The sequence below is a fragment of the Buchnera aphidicola (Kaburagia rhusicola ensigallis) genome (assembly GCA_039830025.1).
GTDB lineage: Bacteria > Pseudomonadota > Gammaproteobacteria > Enterobacterales > Enterobacteriaceae > Buchnera_B > Buchnera_B aphidicola_AW.
Map to the genome: position 1 here is coordinate 446616 of CP140040.1, position 18003 is coordinate 464618.

16 protein-coding genes are annotated in these 18003 nt (G+C 24.9%); 9 read left to right on the forward strand and 7 right to left on the reverse strand.

Annotation, left to right across the window (positions count from 1 at the left end; all coding sequences use genetic code 11):
- Positions 1-3: 3 nt before the first annotated feature.
- The 6 genes from gmk to prfB all read right to left on the reverse strand — a co-directional run bounded on the left by gmk (position 4) and on the right by prfB (position 6766).
- Positions 4-624, reverse strand: a complete 621-nt coding sequence (gmk, locus tag U0T55_01965) for a guanylate kinase (GenBank protein XBC42678.1) — start codon at positions 622-624, stop codon at positions 4-6.
- A gap of 82 nt (positions 625-706) precedes the next feature.
- Positions 707-1501 carry a thymidylate synthase gene (gene thyA / locus U0T55_01970; protein ID XBC42679.1) on the reverse strand — a complete coding sequence of 265 codons (795 nt, stop codon included), beginning with the start codon at positions 1499-1501 and terminating at the stop codon, positions 707-709.
- A 9-nt stretch (positions 1502-1510) separates the two neighbouring features.
- Positions 1511-2371: a prolipoprotein diacylglyceryl transferase gene (gene lgt, locus U0T55_01975; protein ID XBC43074.1), complete on the reverse strand. Its 861-nt coding sequence runs from the start codon at positions 2369-2371 to the stop codon at positions 1511-1513.
- Between the two features lie 261 nt (positions 2372-2632).
- Entirely contained in the window at positions 2633-3889 is a 1257-nt protein-coding gene (gene lysA, locus U0T55_01980; protein XBC42680.1) for a diaminopimelate decarboxylase, read from the reverse strand.
- A 235-nt stretch (positions 3890-4124) separates the two neighbouring features.
- Positions 4125-5621, reverse strand: coding sequence for a lysine--tRNA ligase (gene lysS / locus U0T55_01985; protein XBC42681.1), 1497 nt, complete (start codon positions 5619-5621; stop codon positions 4125-4127).
- A gap of 46 nt (positions 5622-5667) precedes the next feature.
- A protein-coding gene (gene prfB, locus U0T55_01990) for a peptide chain release factor 2 (GenBank protein XBC42682.1) occupies positions 5668-6766 on the reverse strand; the annotation gives its coding sequence in 2 pieces (ribosomal slippage) (positions 5668-6702 and positions 6704-6766; 1098 coding nt in all).
- Positions 6767-7039: 273 nt separating this feature from the next.
- Between prfB and ygfZ the strand changes: the two genes are divergently transcribed.
- From ygfZ to tusA, 9 genes are all read left to right on the forward strand, one after another.
- Positions 7040-8002, forward strand: coding sequence for a tRNA-modifying protein YgfZ (gene ygfZ, locus U0T55_01995; protein XBC42683.1), 963 nt, complete (start codon positions 7040-7042; stop codon positions 8000-8002).
- 122 nt (positions 8003-8124) lie between these two features.
- A complete protein-coding gene (gene miaB / locus U0T55_02000) occupies positions 8125-9486 on the forward strand; it encodes a tRNA (N6-isopentenyl adenosine(37)-C2)-methylthiotransferase MiaB (protein XBC42684.1) in 1362 nt (453 codons plus the stop codon).
- Between the two features lie 103 nt (positions 9487-9589).
- The gene (gene ybeY / locus U0T55_02005; GenBank protein ID XBC42685.1) at positions 9590-10048 is read left to right on the forward strand and encodes an rRNA maturation RNase YbeY; all 459 of its coding nucleotides are present in this window, start codon (positions 9590-9592) and stop codon (positions 10046-10048) included.
- A gap of 84 nt (positions 10049-10132) precedes the next feature.
- On the forward strand, positions 10133-11032 hold the full coding sequence (gene corC / locus U0T55_02010; protein XBC42686.1) for a CNNM family magnesium/cobalt transport protein CorC: 900 nt from the start codon (positions 10133-10135) through the stop codon (positions 11030-11032).
- 900 nt (positions 11033-11932) lie between these two features.
- Positions 11933-14524, forward strand: coding sequence for a leucine--tRNA ligase (gene leuS / locus U0T55_02015; GenBank protein ID XBC42687.1), 2592 nt, complete (start codon positions 11933-11935; stop codon positions 14522-14524).
- Positions 14525-14592: 68 nt separating this feature from the next.
- On the forward strand, positions 14593-15594 hold the full coding sequence (holA, locus tag U0T55_02020) for a DNA polymerase III subunit delta (GenBank protein XBC42688.1): 1002 nt from the start codon (positions 14593-14595) through the stop codon (positions 15592-15594).
- A 28-nt stretch (positions 15595-15622) separates the two neighbouring features.
- A complete protein-coding gene (locus tag U0T55_02025) occupies positions 15623-15877 on the forward strand; it encodes an adenylyltransferase/cytidyltransferase family protein (protein XBC42689.1) in 255 nt (84 codons plus the stop codon).
- A 56-nt stretch (positions 15878-15933) separates the two neighbouring features.
- Positions 15934-16260, forward strand: a complete 327-nt coding sequence (locus U0T55_02030; protein ID XBC43075.1) for a hypothetical protein — start codon at positions 15934-15936, stop codon at positions 16258-16260.
- A gap of 46 nt (positions 16261-16306) precedes the next feature.
- A complete protein-coding gene (gene tusA, locus U0T55_02035; protein XBC42690.1) occupies positions 16307-16570 on the forward strand; it encodes a sulfurtransferase TusA in 264 nt (87 codons plus the stop codon).
- Positions 16571-16746: 176 nt separating this feature from the next.
- Here the strand turns inward: tusA and asd are convergent, their stop codons facing one another.
- A complete protein-coding gene (gene asd, locus U0T55_02040; GenBank protein ID XBC42691.1) occupies positions 16747-17859 on the reverse strand; it encodes an aspartate-semialdehyde dehydrogenase in 1113 nt (370 codons plus the stop codon).
- Positions 17860-18003: the final 144 nt, after the last annotated feature.

An 18003-nucleotide genomic window follows, 5' to 3' on the forward strand; every position in this document is an offset into this window, starting at 1 on the left:
CGATTATTTTAATAAATTACGAAGTAAATTACTGTTTTTTTTTGTTTGATATTGTCTAGACAAATGTTCTACTTGAACAATTTTATTTAAATTAGACACGGCTAATTTAAAATTATCATTAATAATTACATAATCATATTCAACGTAATGCCGCATGTCAGATACTGCTTGATTCATCCTTTTTTGTATTATTACTTCACTATCTTGATCTCGTTTACATAATCGTCTATACAATTCATCTTTAGACGGAGGTAATATAAAAATACTCTTTGAATTTGGAATTTTGCGACGTACTTGTTGTGCTCCTTGCCAATCAATATCCATAAAAACATCTATTCCAGCTAATAAACATTGATTAATTTCTTTATAAGATGTCCCATAATAATTGTTAAATACTTTTGCATATTCTAAAAATTTTTTTTTCTTTATCATATTTTTAAATTGATGAATAGAAATAAAATAGTAATGTTTACCATTATATTCTCCTGGTCTAATTATACGAGTAGTATGAGATATTGATACTTGTATTTTAAACAATAAATTAGTTTGTAACATTTCTCGAATTAAACTAGACTTTCCTGTTCCACTGGGGGCGGAAATTATAAATAATATGCCTTTTATCATAATCATCTAAAGTTAAAATAAATCTAAATATCTAAATACTGCCATAAAAATTTAAAATAGAAAGACAATTTGTTTTAAACATTTATATTGCTATGTTTGCTTTAATAGAAGGATGGGATTTATATTTTAATAAACAAAAATTTTTCGCACAATAATCAGATATTTTTTCAGGTTTATCTTTAATCATTAATGTTGGCAAACGATAGGGTTGACGTAATAATTGAGTATTAACTTGATCTATATGATTCTTATATATATGAACATCACCTCCAGTCCATAAAAAATGACCAACTTTTAAACAACATTGATTTGCTATTATATGGATCAATAAGGAATAACTAGCAATATTAAATGGCAGTCCTAAAAAAACATCACAAGAACGCTGATACAATTGACAACTTAAAACATTGTTAATAACATAGAACTGAAATAATACGTGACACGGAAATAACGCCATTTTTTCTAAATCACTCACATTCCAACTTGATACTAACATTCTTCTGGAATTAGGATTATTCTTAATTTGTTTAATTACATTTTGTATTTGATCGATTTCTGTACCATCTGTGTTTTTCCATCTTCTCCATTGCTGTCCATAAATAGGACCTAAATCTCCGAATTCATTCGCCCATGAATTCCAAATCGATACTTTATTATCATTTAAATATTTAACGTTAGTATCTCCTTTTAAAAACCATAAAAGTTCGTGAACAATAGAAATAAAATGACATTTTTTGGTAGTAACCAACGGAAATCCTGTTTGTAAATTAAATTTCATATGATGACCAAAAATAGATAATGTCCCTACTCCAGTACGATCTTGTTTGTTGTTTCCTTTATTCAATATTTTTTTTAGAAGTAATAAGTAAGATTTCATATTATCCTATTATATGAGAGTTTTAGATTTTCGTCGTATAGAAAAAATAATTAAAATTCCCAATATTATCATGGGAATGGATAATATTTGTCCCATAGTTAAAACATTTTTAAATAACCCTATTTGATAATCAGGTTCGCGAAATATTTCAACAATAATACGAAAAATTCCATAAAAAATCAAAAATATACTTGAAATAACTCCAGTAGTTTTTACCTTTTTTGAATAATAATACAAGACAAAAAACAAAATTATTCCTTCTAAAAAAAATTCATATATTTGAGATGGATGTCTAGGTAACATTCCAAATTTTTTGATCAACAGTTGTAATTGCAAATCATTTTTAGCTAATTCTAAATCCATTTCTCTAGACATAGGAAATAAAATAGAAAAAGAAAAACCAGGAGCAACACGACCCCATAATTCTCCATTAATAAAATTCCCTATTCTTCCTGCTCCTAACGCAATTGGAACTAACGGGACAATCGAATCAGAAATTAAAAAAAAATTTCTATTAAACTTTCTAGAAAAATACAGAATTACTATAATCACTCCTAATAACCCTCCATGAAAAGACATACCTCCTTCCCATACTTTAAATATATGTATAAAGTTATTAAAATAAAATAATGGATTATAAAATAATATATACCCCAATCTTCCTCCAATGATCAAACCAAAAAAACTAAAATATAAAATATCTTCTATTTCTGTTTTTTTTAATCCTATTTTTTTTATACTTTTTGTCCCTTTATTTAAAATAAAAACAAACCCTAATAAATACATTACTCCATACCAACGTATAGAAACATTAAATATAGAAATAATTATAGGATTAAAATTGGGAAACAATATATAAGAATTATGTATCAATTTTACTCATCCTATTCACAATATATTTATTTGACTAAAATATTTATTTACATAAAGTTAACAATTAAATTATTAAAATTACATTGCACCAAAATTCTTATGCTAAAATATTATATATTTTTAAAAAAACATACAAACAAAACTCAATAATATTAATATTTGCATATAATACATCTGCTCTCCACTAATAAATAAGTTATGTAATTATATGACTGCTGTTTAAATAAAACAACATTAATTAATAAATACTTTATTTGGTCAAATGCAACTTATTTCAGGTTCTAATAGTTCTTTTATAGTTTGACGTCTTCGAATAATACGAAAATTTCCATTTTCAAATAAAATCTCTGGAATCAATAAACGGCTATTGTAGTTGGATGACATAGAAGCTCCATATGCTCCAGTATCATGAAATATTAAATAATCACCTGGTTTTACCTTAGGTAACATTCTAATTTCTATATCACCTTGCCCATTTTGAGTAAATAAATCTCCTGACTCACATAAAGGACCTCCAACTACAGTCTCTACTGTATCATATTCATTAATTTTGCGCCCATCACCTGAAATAACAGATATATGATGATAACTTCCATACATAACAGGTCTAACTAAATCATTAAATCCGGCATCGACTAATACAAACAATTTAGAACTAGTTTTTTTTACTGATCTTACTTCAGTGACTAATATTCCAGATTCTGCTACTAAAAATCTTCCAGGTTCTATTTCTAATTGAATAGAATGATTCAAATAATTAGAAATTTCTTTTCGTGCCATATCCCATAACATAAAATATTTATTAACATCAAATGAGCTTTCGTATAATTTATAAGGAACTGTTAAACCTCCTCCTGCTGATATCACGAAAATATCATGATTAAAACGTAATACTTGTCGAACCATTTCTTGACATACACGCTCCAAATACTTGTAATTTACGCCAGACCCAATATGTATATGTAAACCTATTAATTTAAAATTATATTTCTTAATAAATGACTTAGCCAAACTAATATCCCAAATTCCATGTTTACTGTTTTCCCCACCGGTATTAGTTTTTTTACTATATCCATCACCAAATCTCGGATTAATACGTAACCAAATATTGTGCCCTGGAGATACTTCTCCAATTTGCTGTAGCATATCAAGTGATCCCACATTTACTGGAATATGATATCTTTTTATTTTTTTTAACGTACATCTATCTATAACATCTGCTGTAAATATAATCCCTTGATCAGTAGGATGATATCCAGAAATCAAGCCTCTTTCAATTTCTCCTAGTGATACAGCATCAACTTTTACTCCTTGTTTACGAAAAAAATTTAAAATATGAATATTAGAACAAGCTTTTTGAGCAAACCTGATTACATCAAATTGATGTAATTTTTTAATGTTATTCAATATCACAGTAGAATCATATATCCATAACGGAGAACAATATTTTTTAATTAACTTTAATATATTATCTCTATTAAATATCGTATTTTTTTTATTTTTGGAATTCAACATAACCCATTGTCTCAAGAATGACATATTGCTTTTATATGCAAATGTTTTTATAAAAAAATCAATATTAACATTAAAATGATGTAAAACATTAAATTTTTAAAAATATAGAATACTATTTATTAAAAAACGTTAAATAAAAAATTAAATATATGATTTTATCAAAAACAAACGTTGAAGAACAATACATGAAAAAATGAAAACATAAAAAATTCAATACATCACACATACATATAATTTATATTTTAGAATGGAGCGGTTTAAGAATAGGAAAAAAAATAACATCACGAATACTTTTCTGATTAGTTAAAATCATAATTAATCGATCAATTCCTATTCCCAATCCAGAAGTTGGAGGCAGTCCATACTCAAGTGCGGCTATATAATCTTCATCATAAAACGTTGAATTATCTTCGCATCGTACGTCTAATTCTCGAGTTTGACTAAAAAATCGTTCTTTTTGATCGTCTGGATCATTTAATTCAGAAAATCCATTCGCTAATTCGTAACCAGCGATGAATAATTCGAATCGATCAGCAACATCAATATTTTTATTATTTCTTCTAGATAATGGAGAAATATCTATAGGATAGTCAGTAATAAAAGTGGGTTGAATTAAACATTTTTCTGCTGTTTTTTCAAATATCTCTGACATTAATTTACCTATTTCCCAATTGTGTTCTATTTTTATTCCAAGCGTATTTGCTATATTTTTCATTTTTTCTAAATTATCTAAATCGGACATTTTAATATTAGAATTAAAGTTTAATATAGCTTGCTTCATTGTAAGTTTACAAAAACTTTTTTCAAAATTTAGTTCGTATTTTCCATATTTAAATATTAAATTACCTTGCGTTTTCTGAACTAAATTTTTCAACAAGTTTTCAGTAAAAATCATCATATCTGTATAATCTGAATAAGCCATATATACTTCCATCATAGTAAATTCTGGATTATGTCGAGTTGAAATTCCTTCATTACGAAAATTTCTATTTATTTCAAAAATTCGATTAAATCCTCCAATAATTAATCTTTTTAAATATAACTCAGGGGATATTCTTAAATATAAATTAAGATCTAAAGAATTGTGATAAGTAACGAAAGGTCGTGCAGTAGCTCCTCCAGGAATGCTTTGCATCATAGGAGTTTCAACTTCTAAAAATTTATTTTCCAACATGAATGTTCTAATATAAATAAAAATTTGCGATCTTTCTTTAAAAATACAACTCAAATGTTTGTTACTAATAAGATCTAAATATCTTTGTCTATATCTTATTTCTTTGTTGTACAATCCATGAAATTTATTAGGCAATGGTTTTAACGATTTAGTTAATAATTTTAATTCTTTACAATAAATAGATAACTCTTCTGTTTTTGTTTTAAATAAACTTCCTTTAACTCCTATAATATCACCTAAATCCAATTCTTTAACTGTATCTGCGTAACAAAAATTTACACTATATTTCTCTGTAATATATAATTGAATTTCTCCTAAACAATCTTTTAATATAAAAAAAGAACTTTTTCCCATAATACGTTTTCGTATAATCCTACCAGCTATGCTAACACATACATTCAAAATTTTTAATTGATCATTGCTACATAACTCATAATTATTGTTAATATCTATTATATTTTGATCTGGTTTAAAATCATTAGGAAAATTAAAACCGTTTTTTTTAAGAATATATAATTTTTTACGTCTCTGTTGCTCTTCATTATTACATGTGTTCATATTAACCTCTTGCGTACTCTTAAATAAAATTATGTTTTAATGTTTATTAAAATCCTTTTCTTAAACTAGATAAAATAAAAAGATCTAAATCTCCATTCAAAACTGAATATACATCATTCACTTCTATTTTAGTTCTTAAATCTTTGATTCTAGAACTATCTAATATGTATGAACGTATTTGATTACCCCATCGAATATCTGATTTTTTATTTTCAAGTACTTTTTTTGCATTATTTTTTTTATTAAAAATTGCCTCATACAATTTTGCTTTCAATTGTTTTAGCGCTCTATCTTTATTTTTATGCTGAGAACGACTACTTTGAGATTGAGTTACTAATCCTGAAGGAATATGCGTAATTCGAACAGCTGATTCAGTTTTATTAACATGTTGACCTCCAGCTCCAGATGCTTTATATACATCAATTCTCAAATCATAAGAATTAATTTTTACTTTTACAGGATCATCAATATCAGGATAAACGAAAGCGGAAGCGAAAGAAGTATGACGATGATTATTAGAACTAAATGGACTTTTTCTTACTAAACGATGAATTCCTGTTTCAGTTCGTAACCAACCATAAGCATATCTTCCTAATACTTTTACTGTGACAGATTTAATTCCAACTATTTCACCGTGTGTTCTCTCAATAATTTCTGTTTCAAAACCTTTATTATTTGCCCATTTTAAATACATTCTGAACAACATATTAGCCCAATCTTGAGCTTCTGTTCCTCCAGATCCAGATTGTATATCTAAATAACAATTTAAATGATCGTTTTTTTTTGAAAAAACAAGTATTAATTCCAATTCATGAATCACATTATCTAATATATCTAATTCATTAATCACATCTCGTAATAACTGCTTATTATTTTCTTGAATAGACAACGTTAAAATATCTAACATTGCATCTAAATTTGATTCTATCTTATCTATAGAATAAACTAAATGGGTCAATATTTTTTTTTCGTGATTTAAACTTTCTATTAAATTAAAATTTTTCCATATTTTAGAGGATTTGAGTAAAATGTTAATTTCTAGCAATCTATTCTTTTTCTTACTATAGTCAAAGAAATTCTTTTAAACTATTAATTTTATTGTTATACATTTGAACACGATGTTGTATTAAATTAATTTCGCACATATTTTTGTTCTCTTAATCATATTTTTAAACGACTATATTACAGAAACATAAAAATATACTTTTTCTGCACAAATTATTCTATAAATCTTTCAAAATAAACAAAATTTTTATGACATTTCGCACTTTCTAATAATAAATAATTTAAAACTTTTAATTCTAATTAAACATATATGTAGTTTAATTGACATTTTTATGCATATAAAAATATATATTTTCATCTCAAATTTTTAAAAGTATACTAATCTCTATTTAAAAAATAAGAAAAAAAATAACATGACAATGTTACTATCAAGCAACCAATATTTATCAAGCTTCTTAAAAAAAGATATAATGTTAATAAATTTAAGTAACTGGTCTCTAACAACAATAATAGGTAATGATAGTGCAAACTATTTACAAAGCCAAGTGACCATTAATATCGATAAACTAAAAAAAAACAACCATGAATTATGTTCTCACTGTAACATTAATGGAAAAGTATTAAGTAATTTAAGATTGTTTCGAATCAATAAAAATCATTATATGTACATTCAAAGAAAAAGTATATCTTACCATCAAGTAGCAGCGTTAAAAAAATATGCTATTTTTTCTAACGTTAATATATTTAATGATGATACGGTAAATTTATTGGGAATCACTGGAATAACAGCAAAAGAAAAATTAAAAAAATATTTTAATAAATTGCCCAATAAAAAATTCCCAGTACGTCATTATAATGACATAATACTATTGTGGTTCAATACTCCATGCGAAAGATTTTTGCTTATCGCAAAAAAACATAATCCTATTTTAAAAAAAATATTAACATTAATAAAAGTAGAAAACACAGATAACCTATGGCTAGCTTTAGATATTAGTTCTAAATTCCCTATTATTGATCAAGAAATGAGCAAAAAATTTCTTCCTCAATCATTGAATTTAGAAAATTTAAACGGTATAGACTTCAATAAAGGATGCTATCATGGTCAAGAAATGATTGCTAAATCACAATTTAAAAAACTAAACCAATATGACTTGTACTGGTTAATTACAAAATCTAATCGAATATTACATATAGGAGAAATAATAGAATCTAACTACGACGATAAATGGCACAAAATCGGACATATTTTAGCATTTGCAAAAATCGATCAAAAAACTACCTGGATACAAGCGGTATTAAAAAAGAGTTTTAAAATAGATAATACACTTCGTATAAAAAATGATGAAGAAAGTAATTTATATATAAAAAAATAAACTATGTTTTGCATAAATACACTTGCACAATTAGATGTTATTTTATAAAAAATTATGTATATCCATTTTAATATATTTATACTAACATCTGTTTAACATTTTGACTGCAACGCGATAATAAAATGATAAAAAAAGAAAATATATACATAAAAACTTGGGGTTGTCAAATGAACGAATATGATTCCTCAATGATAACTCAACTATTGAAAAAAAAGCATTACTTCCAAGAAACTCACCTTCCTGAGTTAGCTGACATCTTAATTCTTAATACTTGCTCTATCCGCGAAAAAGCGCAAGAAAAAGTTTTTCATCAATTAGGAAGATGGAAAAAATTAAAAAATAAAAATCCTAATATAATTATTGCAGTAGGTGGTTGTGTAGCAACACAAGAAGGAAAAGAAATCTATAAACGCGCAAACTACGTTGATATAATATTTGGTACGCAAACGTTACATAGATTGCCAAATATGATAAAAAAAGTAAAAGAACGAAATAAACACGTTATTGACATTGAATTTCCCTTAATCGAAAAATTTGATACTATTGAATATCCTGATTATCCGGGAGTGACAGCATATGTAACGATAATAGAAGGATGCAACAAATTCTGCTCATTTTGCATTGTGCCTTATACTAGAGGCTATGAAATTAGCCGTCCAGTCGACGAAATATTATTAGAAATTTCTATATTAGCTGAAAGAGGAGTTCGAGAAATTAACTTGTTAGGACAAAATGTTAATGCATACAAGGGAAAAACTTTTGATGGGAAAATTTGTAAATTTTCAGAACTATTAAGATTAGTAGCATTAATAAAAGGTATTGATAGAATTAGATTCACAACAAGCAATCCTATTGAATTTACTGATGACATCATAGATGTTTATTCTGATACAAAAAAAGTAGTAAGTTTTTTACATTTACCTGTACAAAGTGGATCTGATAGAATTTTGCAATTAATGAAAAGAGCTCACAATATTAAAGAATATAAAAATATTATACAAAAAATAATTTCGCATCGTCCTAATATGCAAATTAGTTCAGACTTTATTGTTGGATTTCCAGGAGAAACACAAGAAGATTTCGAACAAACATTACGTTTAATTAAAGAAATGAATTTTGATATGAGTTTTAGCTTTATTTATTCTTCTCGTCCAGGTACACCAGCATCAGAGTTATTGGATCATACTTCATTAGACGAAAAAAAAACAAGATTGTATGAACTTCAAAAGCTAATTAATAAAAATACAAAGTCATGGAATGAAAAAATGTTAGGAAGTATACAATCAATACTAGTCGAAGGACCATCTCATAGAAATCCTATGGAACTATCAGGAAGAACAGAAAACAATCGTATAGTCAACTTTGAAGGACACTCAAATATGATAGGAAAATTTATTAATTTAAAAATTATAGGAATAAATCCTCATTCTCTCAAGGGAAGTTATTCCAAAACATTTAATAATAAAAATCAAAAAATAACTTAAAATATATAAATTTTTTATTTATAAAAATCTGATAAAATATAAAATAATGTTATATTATATTCTAAAATATTTATTCATTATAAATAATATCCTTGCAATTATCATGACAGAAATTATTATTGATTTACAAACAGCTTGTTCTAAGAAATCATATTTTCCAAAAAAATCAAAATACTTAGAATGGATACAAGCTAGTCTAAATAAAAAAAAAATTAATGTAGAAATAACAATAAGAGTTGTGAGAACATGTGAAATGCAATTTTTAAATTATAAATATAGAAATAAAAATAAAACTACCAACATATTATCGTTTCCATCTACTACGTATAAAACAATGCAATCTTATTTTATTGGTGACTTAATCATTTGCAGTGACGTTATTAAAAAAGAAGCTAATACTTATAATAAAAATATAGAATCACATTGGGCACATATGATAGTACATGGTACATTACATTTATTAGGGTACGACCACAAAAATTACTATAATTTAAAAAAAATGCAAAGTTTAGAAACCAAAATTATGTTGTCTTTAGGATATAAAAATCCTTACTTAGAATAAAATAATACTACAAACACTTTCTTAAAACTTTTTTAAAAAAATTCAACTAAAATTAACATATAAAAAAATCTTTATTAACATGTTATGAATGATGATGATTCTCGATATAATAATAGACATAATAAAAAAAATTTCTTTTCTATTTTATTAAATCAAATATTTCATGAAGAACCAAAAAATAAAAAAGAACTATTAGCATTAATACGATATTCAAAAAAAAACAAGTTAATAGACCAAGAAACTTGTAATATGTTAGAAGGAGTTATTGACATAACACAACAAAAAGTTCGAGAAATAATGATACCTCGGACGCAAATGATCACTCTAAAATTAACTTATTCACTAAAAAAATGTCTAGATATAATTATAGAATCCGCTCACTCACGATTTCCTGTGATGAACTATGACGAAAACTACATCGAAGGATTTTTAATAGCTAAGGACTTTTTACCTTTTATAAAAAATGAACAAAATAACTTTTGTATAAAAAAAATATTAAGACCAGCTGTTGTAGTTCCTGAAAGTAAACACGTAAACTGTATGTTGAAAGAATTTCAATTAAAAAAAAGTCATATGGCAATGGTAGTAGATGAATTTGGAGCAGTTTCTGGATTAGTAACAATAGAAGACATATTGGAATTAATCGTAGGTAATATTGATGATGAATACGATGAAAATAAATCTAATATTCAACAATTAAACAAATATGAATTTATAGTAAAATCTTTTACTTCTATAAAAGAATTTAATGATACCTTTAAAACTAATTTCAATAACGAAGAAGTAGATACTATTGGTGGTTTAATTATAAAAAGATTAGGACATCTTCCTATACAAGGCGAACTTATAAATATTTCTAAATACGTATTTAAAGTTAATATGGCCAATAATAGAAAAATTATAAAATTACAAGTTACTATTCCGAAAGATACAAACTATCTCGAATTATCAAAAAAAAATAAAAAAATTCATACAATACGGTAACAATCAATGTTATATGCTTAATGAAATCAAAAAAATTTTATTTTTAAAAAATAAATGTTTTTATAAATTAAAAACAAGAAGTAAGTACAAAGTTCATTTATTAAATGCTAAAATATATTAAATATATTCTAGTATATATTTTATTAATTCTTATTTTTTATAAAAAGTTTACAATTTATCATGTCAATAACATATTTTTATGCATTAATTTATGGTAAAATACCCAATTCTAAATTCAAATCAAATAAAACATACTTTTAATCAAAAAATTTAATTTTACTTTATGTTAAAACTTATATTTTTTCATGTTATTTTATTAAATTTTTAAACAGCTTACGCATACCATAAAAATAATAGTACTATTTATTAACATAATGTCATTAAAAGATACGCTTCTAAACTCCTACTATAGAAGTAATTACTTTTTACGCTTATAATTACTTCTAATTTTAATTTCGCTATTTAAAAATAACGTATCTAACACTTAATTATCTCGTATTAAAAAAATTGTTTATACTCTATCATTCAGCTATCTATAATGATGTTAAAATAAGCCACTCATAAACACAAAATTAATAATAAATTATTTTTTAAAATCAAAAACTATTGTTTAATTTATATAAATGTTTTATTTTTTCTATTTTGAGTAACATCTAGTTAAAAAATTTCTTAAAATATATCAAAATTATAAAAGCATTAAATAAAAAATAATAATTCATATCCATAAACAACATAAATTAAAATTTTATCAAATTTAAAATTTATATTTAAAAGCAAAAAAATAAATGCAAAACATGAATTCTTATTAACATTTTTTATAAATTCTCACTATTCAATCATCAAAATAACATACAAAATTTATTTTTTAATTCTATTACAATACAAAAAATGAATATAAAAATGAAAAAAAAATATATGCCCAAAGAAATAGAAAACAATATTCAAAAATTATGGGAAAAGAACAACATGTTTTCAGTAACTGAAAACAAAAAACAAGAAAAATATTATTGTCTTTCTATGATTCCTTATCCTTCTGGAAAATTACATATGGGACATGTAAGAAATTACACCATTAGTGATGTTGTAGCAAGATATCAACGAATGATTGGGAAAAACGTATTACATCCTATGGGATGGGACGCATTTGGACTACCTGCAGAAATAGCTGCCATACAAAATAACGTTAGTCCTGCTATATGGACTAATAACAATATAAGTTATATGAAAAAACAACTGCAATCATTAGGATTAAGTTACGATTGGAATAGAGAAATTACAACTTGTTCACCTGAATATTACAAATGGGAACAATGGTTTTTTATAGAACTATACAAAAAAAATTTGGTATACAAAAAAAAATCTTGGGTAAATTGGTGTACAACAGATCAAACAATCTTAGCTAATGAACAAGTTATCAACGGATTATGTTGGCGTTGCAATACCAAAATTATTAAAAAAAATATTTCTCAATGGTTTATTAAAATTACAAATTATGCCGAAGAATTATTAAATGGATTAAAAAAATTAAAAAAATGGCCTAATAAAGTAAAAAAAATGCAATCCAACTGGATTGGTCTTTCTTATGGAGCAACAATAAATTTAAAATTGTCTGATACGCAAGAAAAATGCAAAGTTTTCATATCTCAACCTGAAGTATTAATGGGGGCAACATTTGTCGCAATTTCACCTTTTCACAAATTAGTTAAAAAAATATCTAATATCAACCGAGATGTACATCATTTCATTAAAAAAAAATCTTACCTTAATCTAAATTATAATAATTTTGAAAAAAATGAAGGAATTAATACCGGAAAATTTGCTTTTCATCCAATAACTGAAAAAAAAATACCTATATGGATAGCCAACTATATAATATCTGAATATAACACTAAAGCAATATTAGGTGTACCTGCTCATAATCAAAACGACCTTGATTTCGCAAAAATACATCACCTCACTATTAAACCAGTAATACTTGATGAAAATGATAAAATACCCAATATACAAACCATAGCTATGACTAAACCAGGAAAATTATTTAATTCTGAACAATATGATAATCTACATACTAAGGAGGGATATCTTTCCATAATATCAGAACTAAAAAACCGAAAAATAGGAGAAAAAACAACACATTGTAAACTTAAAGATTGGGGAGTATCAAGACAACGCTATTGGGGAGTCCCTATTCCAATGGCAACTTTAGAAAACAATGAGATCGTTCCTATACCAGAAAAATACCTTCCTATAAAATTATTATCTGAAAAAACAAATACTACATACACCCATAACTATTTTTCAAATACTTTTAAAAAAAAGAAAATATATATCAACGGGAAAATAGCACTATGCGAATCTGATACATTAGATACATTTGTGGAGTCATCATGGTATTACGCTAGATATACCTGCACCAAATTTAATCAAGGAATGATAGACAAAAACGCTGCTAATTATTGGCTTCCTATAGATTTATATATTGGTGGCATAGAACATTCTATTATGCATTTAATATATTTTCGATTTTTTCATAAATTATTAAGAGATTTTGGATTAGTCCAATCAGATGAACCAGTAAAAAAACTATTATGTCAAGGAATGGTGTTATCCGATGCTTTCTACTATATTGATAATAAAAATGCGCAAAATTGGATTAACATTACGGCTTCTAATTTTCAATATGATCTTAATGGAAATATAAAAAAAACTTTTAAATACCATGGAAAAAAAATTTTTCATGCAGGTATGATTAAAATGTCAAAATCAAAAAAAAATGGGGTAGAACCGGAAAAAATGATTAACAAATATGGTGCAGACACAGTAAGACTATTTATTATGTTCGCCGCTCCAGTAGAAGCATCATTAGAATGGAAAGAATCTGGAGTAAAAGGAATGTATCGATTTCTAAAAAAGTTATGGACATTTTGTTATGATCATATTCAAAACTACAAATGTTCTAATATATTACTTAATTATGAAAGTTTTACTCATGATCAAAAAGAACTATATATACTATTACATCAAACTATGCAAAAAGTAGAAGATGACATTAGTAAAAAACAATCATTTAATACAGCAATTGCTGCAATTATGAAATTAGTTAATAAACTTTTAAAGTTTGCTTTAAATAAAAATGATAGTCAAGAACTAATTCAATATTCCTTATTATCTATTATAAAAATTTTATATCCTTTTACACCTCATTTCAGTCATACACTATTACAATATTTATTGACAACACAACATCTAAAAAACATTTCATGGCCAAAAATTGAAAAAAACATTATTTTAAATAAAAATACTACTGTAATAGTAATACAAATAAACGGGAAAATGCGTCATAAAATTACGATCGCGCAACAACATTCTAAAAAAGAAATATTAGATAAAGTTTTGAAAGAACCAAAAATATTTAAATATACTCAAAAATATGAAATTAGTAATATAATATATGTTCCAAATAAACTCATAAATTTAATAATGCATCACTAAAAATAATCTGAATATTATTCATATACATATAAACATTAATAAGCAATAATATTTAAAAAAATAAAATTATGAAAATTATTTATCCAAAACAATTATTTCCTGTTTTTTTTAATACATTAAATTCTTATTATGTTTTAATTGGAAATGATGAATTTTTTATTCAAGAAAGTAAAAAAATTATAATTTCTACTGCTAAAAAACATGGATTTACTGAATATACTATACATACAATCGAGTACCATGTTGATATTAATCACTTGTCTTTTGCTTTTAAAATTAAAAACATGTTTTTAAAAAAAACAATTATTATATTGAATCTCTTTGAACATAAACTTACTACTAAAGTTCAACAACAACTATCTTTTCTATCTCATTTCATAAATTCTAATTTACTTCTTATTATCCATAAAAATGTGAGAGAATATATGGAAGAAAAAATTTGGATGAATATATTTAAATTAAACGGAACAATTATATATTGCCAAACTATTGTACAAGAAGAATTAGAAACTTGGATGAAACATAAGAAACGTGAATTACAAATAATAATTAGTAGTAATGCAAACAATTTATTACTTCAATGTTATAAAAAAAATGTAGTTTATTTATGCAATATACTAAATATTTTAAAATTAATTTGGCCAAATTCCTTAATAACAACTCAAAAAATCCAAAAAATTATTAGTAACGTAGCTATTTTTACTCCAGAAGAATGGATCGATGCAATACTAACTGGTAATTTAAATAAATCTATGAAAATACTAAACAATTTTTATATCAAAAATTATAATCAAATAAAACTAATCCGATGTTTACAACATGATTTACTCACAATATTGATGATACAGCGTAAAACATCAGTTACTGCCAATCATATTTTAAAAAAAAGAAACATTTCAAAAAAAAGACATTTTTTACTAACTCATGTTGCAAACTTCAAAAGTTTTAAAATAATTAATCAATCAATTAAATTATTAACACAAATAGAAATTACAATTAAAAAAAAATATGAAAAGTCTATATGGAATAAATTAAAAATTTTATCTTATATGATGAGCACAGACAATTAAAACAATTTTATAATCGAACGGAAAAATAATGACATCATTATATGCAATTTTAGGTGGAACCTTTAACCCTATTCATTATGGTCACATCGTTACAGCAGAAATATTAGCAAAAAAAATTCGTTTAAATACAATTACCTTGTTACCTAATTATACTAGCTTACACCAGTCTAAATTAAATATCGCAACAGAACATAGAATTCAAATGATAAAATTAGCTGTAAAAAACAAACCATTATTTAAAATTAATTACCTCGAAATAAAAAAAAAATATTATATACTATAGATACACTAAAAGAAATCAGACAAGAAATAGGATTTATAAAACCACTCGGATTAATTATAGGATCAGATAATTTAATAACTCTAGATAAATGGTATAAATGGAAAGAATTGTTAAAATGGTGTCATTTAATAATATTAACGCGATATTTACATCAACCAGAAATTATTAGTAACATTTTAAAAAAATGGATTAAAACTCATATAATTAAAAATTATATTTTATTACAAGAACGTCCTTTTGGATGCATTTTTTTTTCTAACACGCCATACATTAACATTTCTTCTACTTATATTCGAATTTCTTTAAAAAACAATTTTTCCTGCTTACATTTATTACCTATATCTGTAATTAATTACATAAAAACACATAAGTTATACATTTAATGTAATTATTTTGAATAATTATATTAAATATACTATTTGTAGTAATATGAACATTAAAAAAAATGCGAAATATAAATTACTAGATTTAAGAACTTTGCGATGTCCTGAACCTTTAATGCTATTGAGAAAAACCATAAGAGAAATTAATTCTGGTACAATATTATTAATATTAGCAGATGATCCATCAACTATAAGAGACATTCCAAACTTTTGTCATTTTATGAACCATATACTATTAAAATTTGTAATCAACAAATTACCTTATCAATATTTAGTTCAAAAAGGAAATACTTTTTCTACAAACTCCTAAAATACTATTTAATACTTTTATAAAATCTATAAAATTTCTAAAAAAATAAAAAATTAATACATATTCATATTTCAGTTTTCAAAAAAACTAACAATTATTAACTTATTTTTAATAATTGTTAGGATAATATTCTATAGTACTAAACTACATGAATATCATAATAAAAAATACTCAAATTAATCTACAAGCAATTTCAACATTCGTCGCAAAGGTTCTGCAGCACCCCATAATAATTGATCTCCAACAGTAAATGCAGATATATATTTATTTCCAAGGTTTAATTTTCTTAATCTTCCTACAGGAGTCATTAAAGTCCCTGTCACTGCGCATGGAGTTAAATATTTTATAGTTTCATCAATTTCATTTGGAATTACCTTTACCCAATCATTATGATTAGACAAAATATGTTCAATGTCTGTTATAGAAATATCTTGCTTTAACTTAATCATGAACGACTGACTATGGCATCTTAAAGATCCAATTCGAACACACAAACCATCAATAATAATATCTTGTTTGGATGATAATATTTTATTTGTTTCAGCCTGAATCTTCCATTCTTCTTTGCTTTGTCCGTTCTTTATTTTAATATCAATCCAAGGAATCAAACTACCCACTAATGGAACACGAAAATTGTTAACTGGGAAATCTTTAGATAAACTTATTTTACTAATCTTTTTTTCAATACTTAAAATAGACTGAGACGGGTTATCTATATCATCAATTACTTCTTTGCATAACATATTCATCTGCATTAATAATTCAATCATATGTGATGCTCCACTCCCTGATGCTGCTTGATAAGTAGAAACCATTACCCAATCAATTAAATTATTAGAAAAAAGCCCCCCTAACGACATTAGCATTAAGCTCACAGTACAATTTCCACCCACAAAAGTTTTAATATTATTATTAAGTGATTCATTAATTACTGATAAATTAATTGGATCTAACACAATAGCTGATTCATCTTTCATTCTAAGATGAGAGGCAGCATCTATCCAATATCCTTTCCAACCTCTTTGTCTCAATTTATAATATACATTTTTTGTATATTCACTTCCTTGACATGTAACAATAATATCTAATTCTTGTAATATATCTAAATTGTAAGCATTACGTAAATGTCCATAATATTGACTATTAAAAATAGGACCTTTTTTATTAATTTGAGACGTAGAAAAAAAAACTGGATCAAAAAAACAAAAATCGTTTTCTTCTTCTATACGTTGCATTAAAACTGATCCCACCATTCCCCTCCATCCAACAAAACCTACAGATTTTTTCATAATTTATGTTATCCAATAATGTAAAATGCAAATTAAAAAATTTAACATGATATTACAATATATTTAACGCAAAGTATATTATTGCAAGTAATTTTAAATATCGCATAACTCCTGACCTATATATAACAAAAACTATTATATGAC

Bases quoted from the DNA above. Each gene is read 5' to 3' on its own strand.
- ybeY (XBC42685.1), top strand. From the start codon at position 9,590: ATGACAGAAATTATTATTGATTTACAAACAGCTTGTTCTAAGAAATCA.
- tusA (XBC42690.1), top strand. From the start codon at position 16,307: ATGAACATTAAAAAAAATGCGAAATATAAATTACTAGATTTAAGAACT.
- asd (XBC42691.1), bottom strand. From the start codon at position 17,859: ATGAAAAAATCTGTAGGTTTTGTTGGATGGAGGGGAATGGTGGGATCA.
- holA (XBC42688.1), top strand. From the start codon at position 14,593: ATGAAAATTATTTATCCAAAACAATTATTTCCTGTTTTTTTTAATACA.
- thyA (XBC42679.1), bottom strand. From the start codon at position 1,501: ATGAAATCTTACTTATTACTTCTAAAAAAAATATTGAATAAAGGAAAC.
- miaB (XBC42684.1), top strand. From the start codon at position 8,125: ATGATAAAAAAAGAAAATATATACATAAAAACTTGGGGTTGTCAAATG.
- lysS (XBC42681.1), bottom strand. From the start codon at position 5,621: ATGAACACATGTAATAATGAAGAGCAACAGAGACGTAAAAAATTATAT.
- gmk (XBC42678.1), bottom strand. From the start codon at position 624: ATGATAAAAGGCATATTATTTATAATTTCCGCCCCCAGTGGAACAGGA.
- U0T55_02025 (XBC42689.1), top strand. From the start codon at position 15,623: ATGACATCATTATATGCAATTTTAGGTGGAACCTTTAACCCTATTCAT.
- lysA (XBC42680.1), bottom strand. From the start codon at position 3,889: ATGTTGAATTCCAAAAATAAAAAAAATACGATATTTAATAGAGATAAT.
- corC (XBC42686.1), top strand. From the start codon at position 10,133: ATGAATGATGATGATTCTCGATATAATAATAGACATAATAAAAAAAAT.
- ygfZ (XBC42683.1), top strand. From the start codon at position 7,040: ATGACAATGTTACTATCAAGCAACCAATATTTATCAAGCTTCTTAAAA.
- leuS (XBC42687.1), top strand. From the start codon at position 11,933: ATGAAAAAAAAATATATGCCCAAAGAAATAGAAAACAATATTCAAAAA.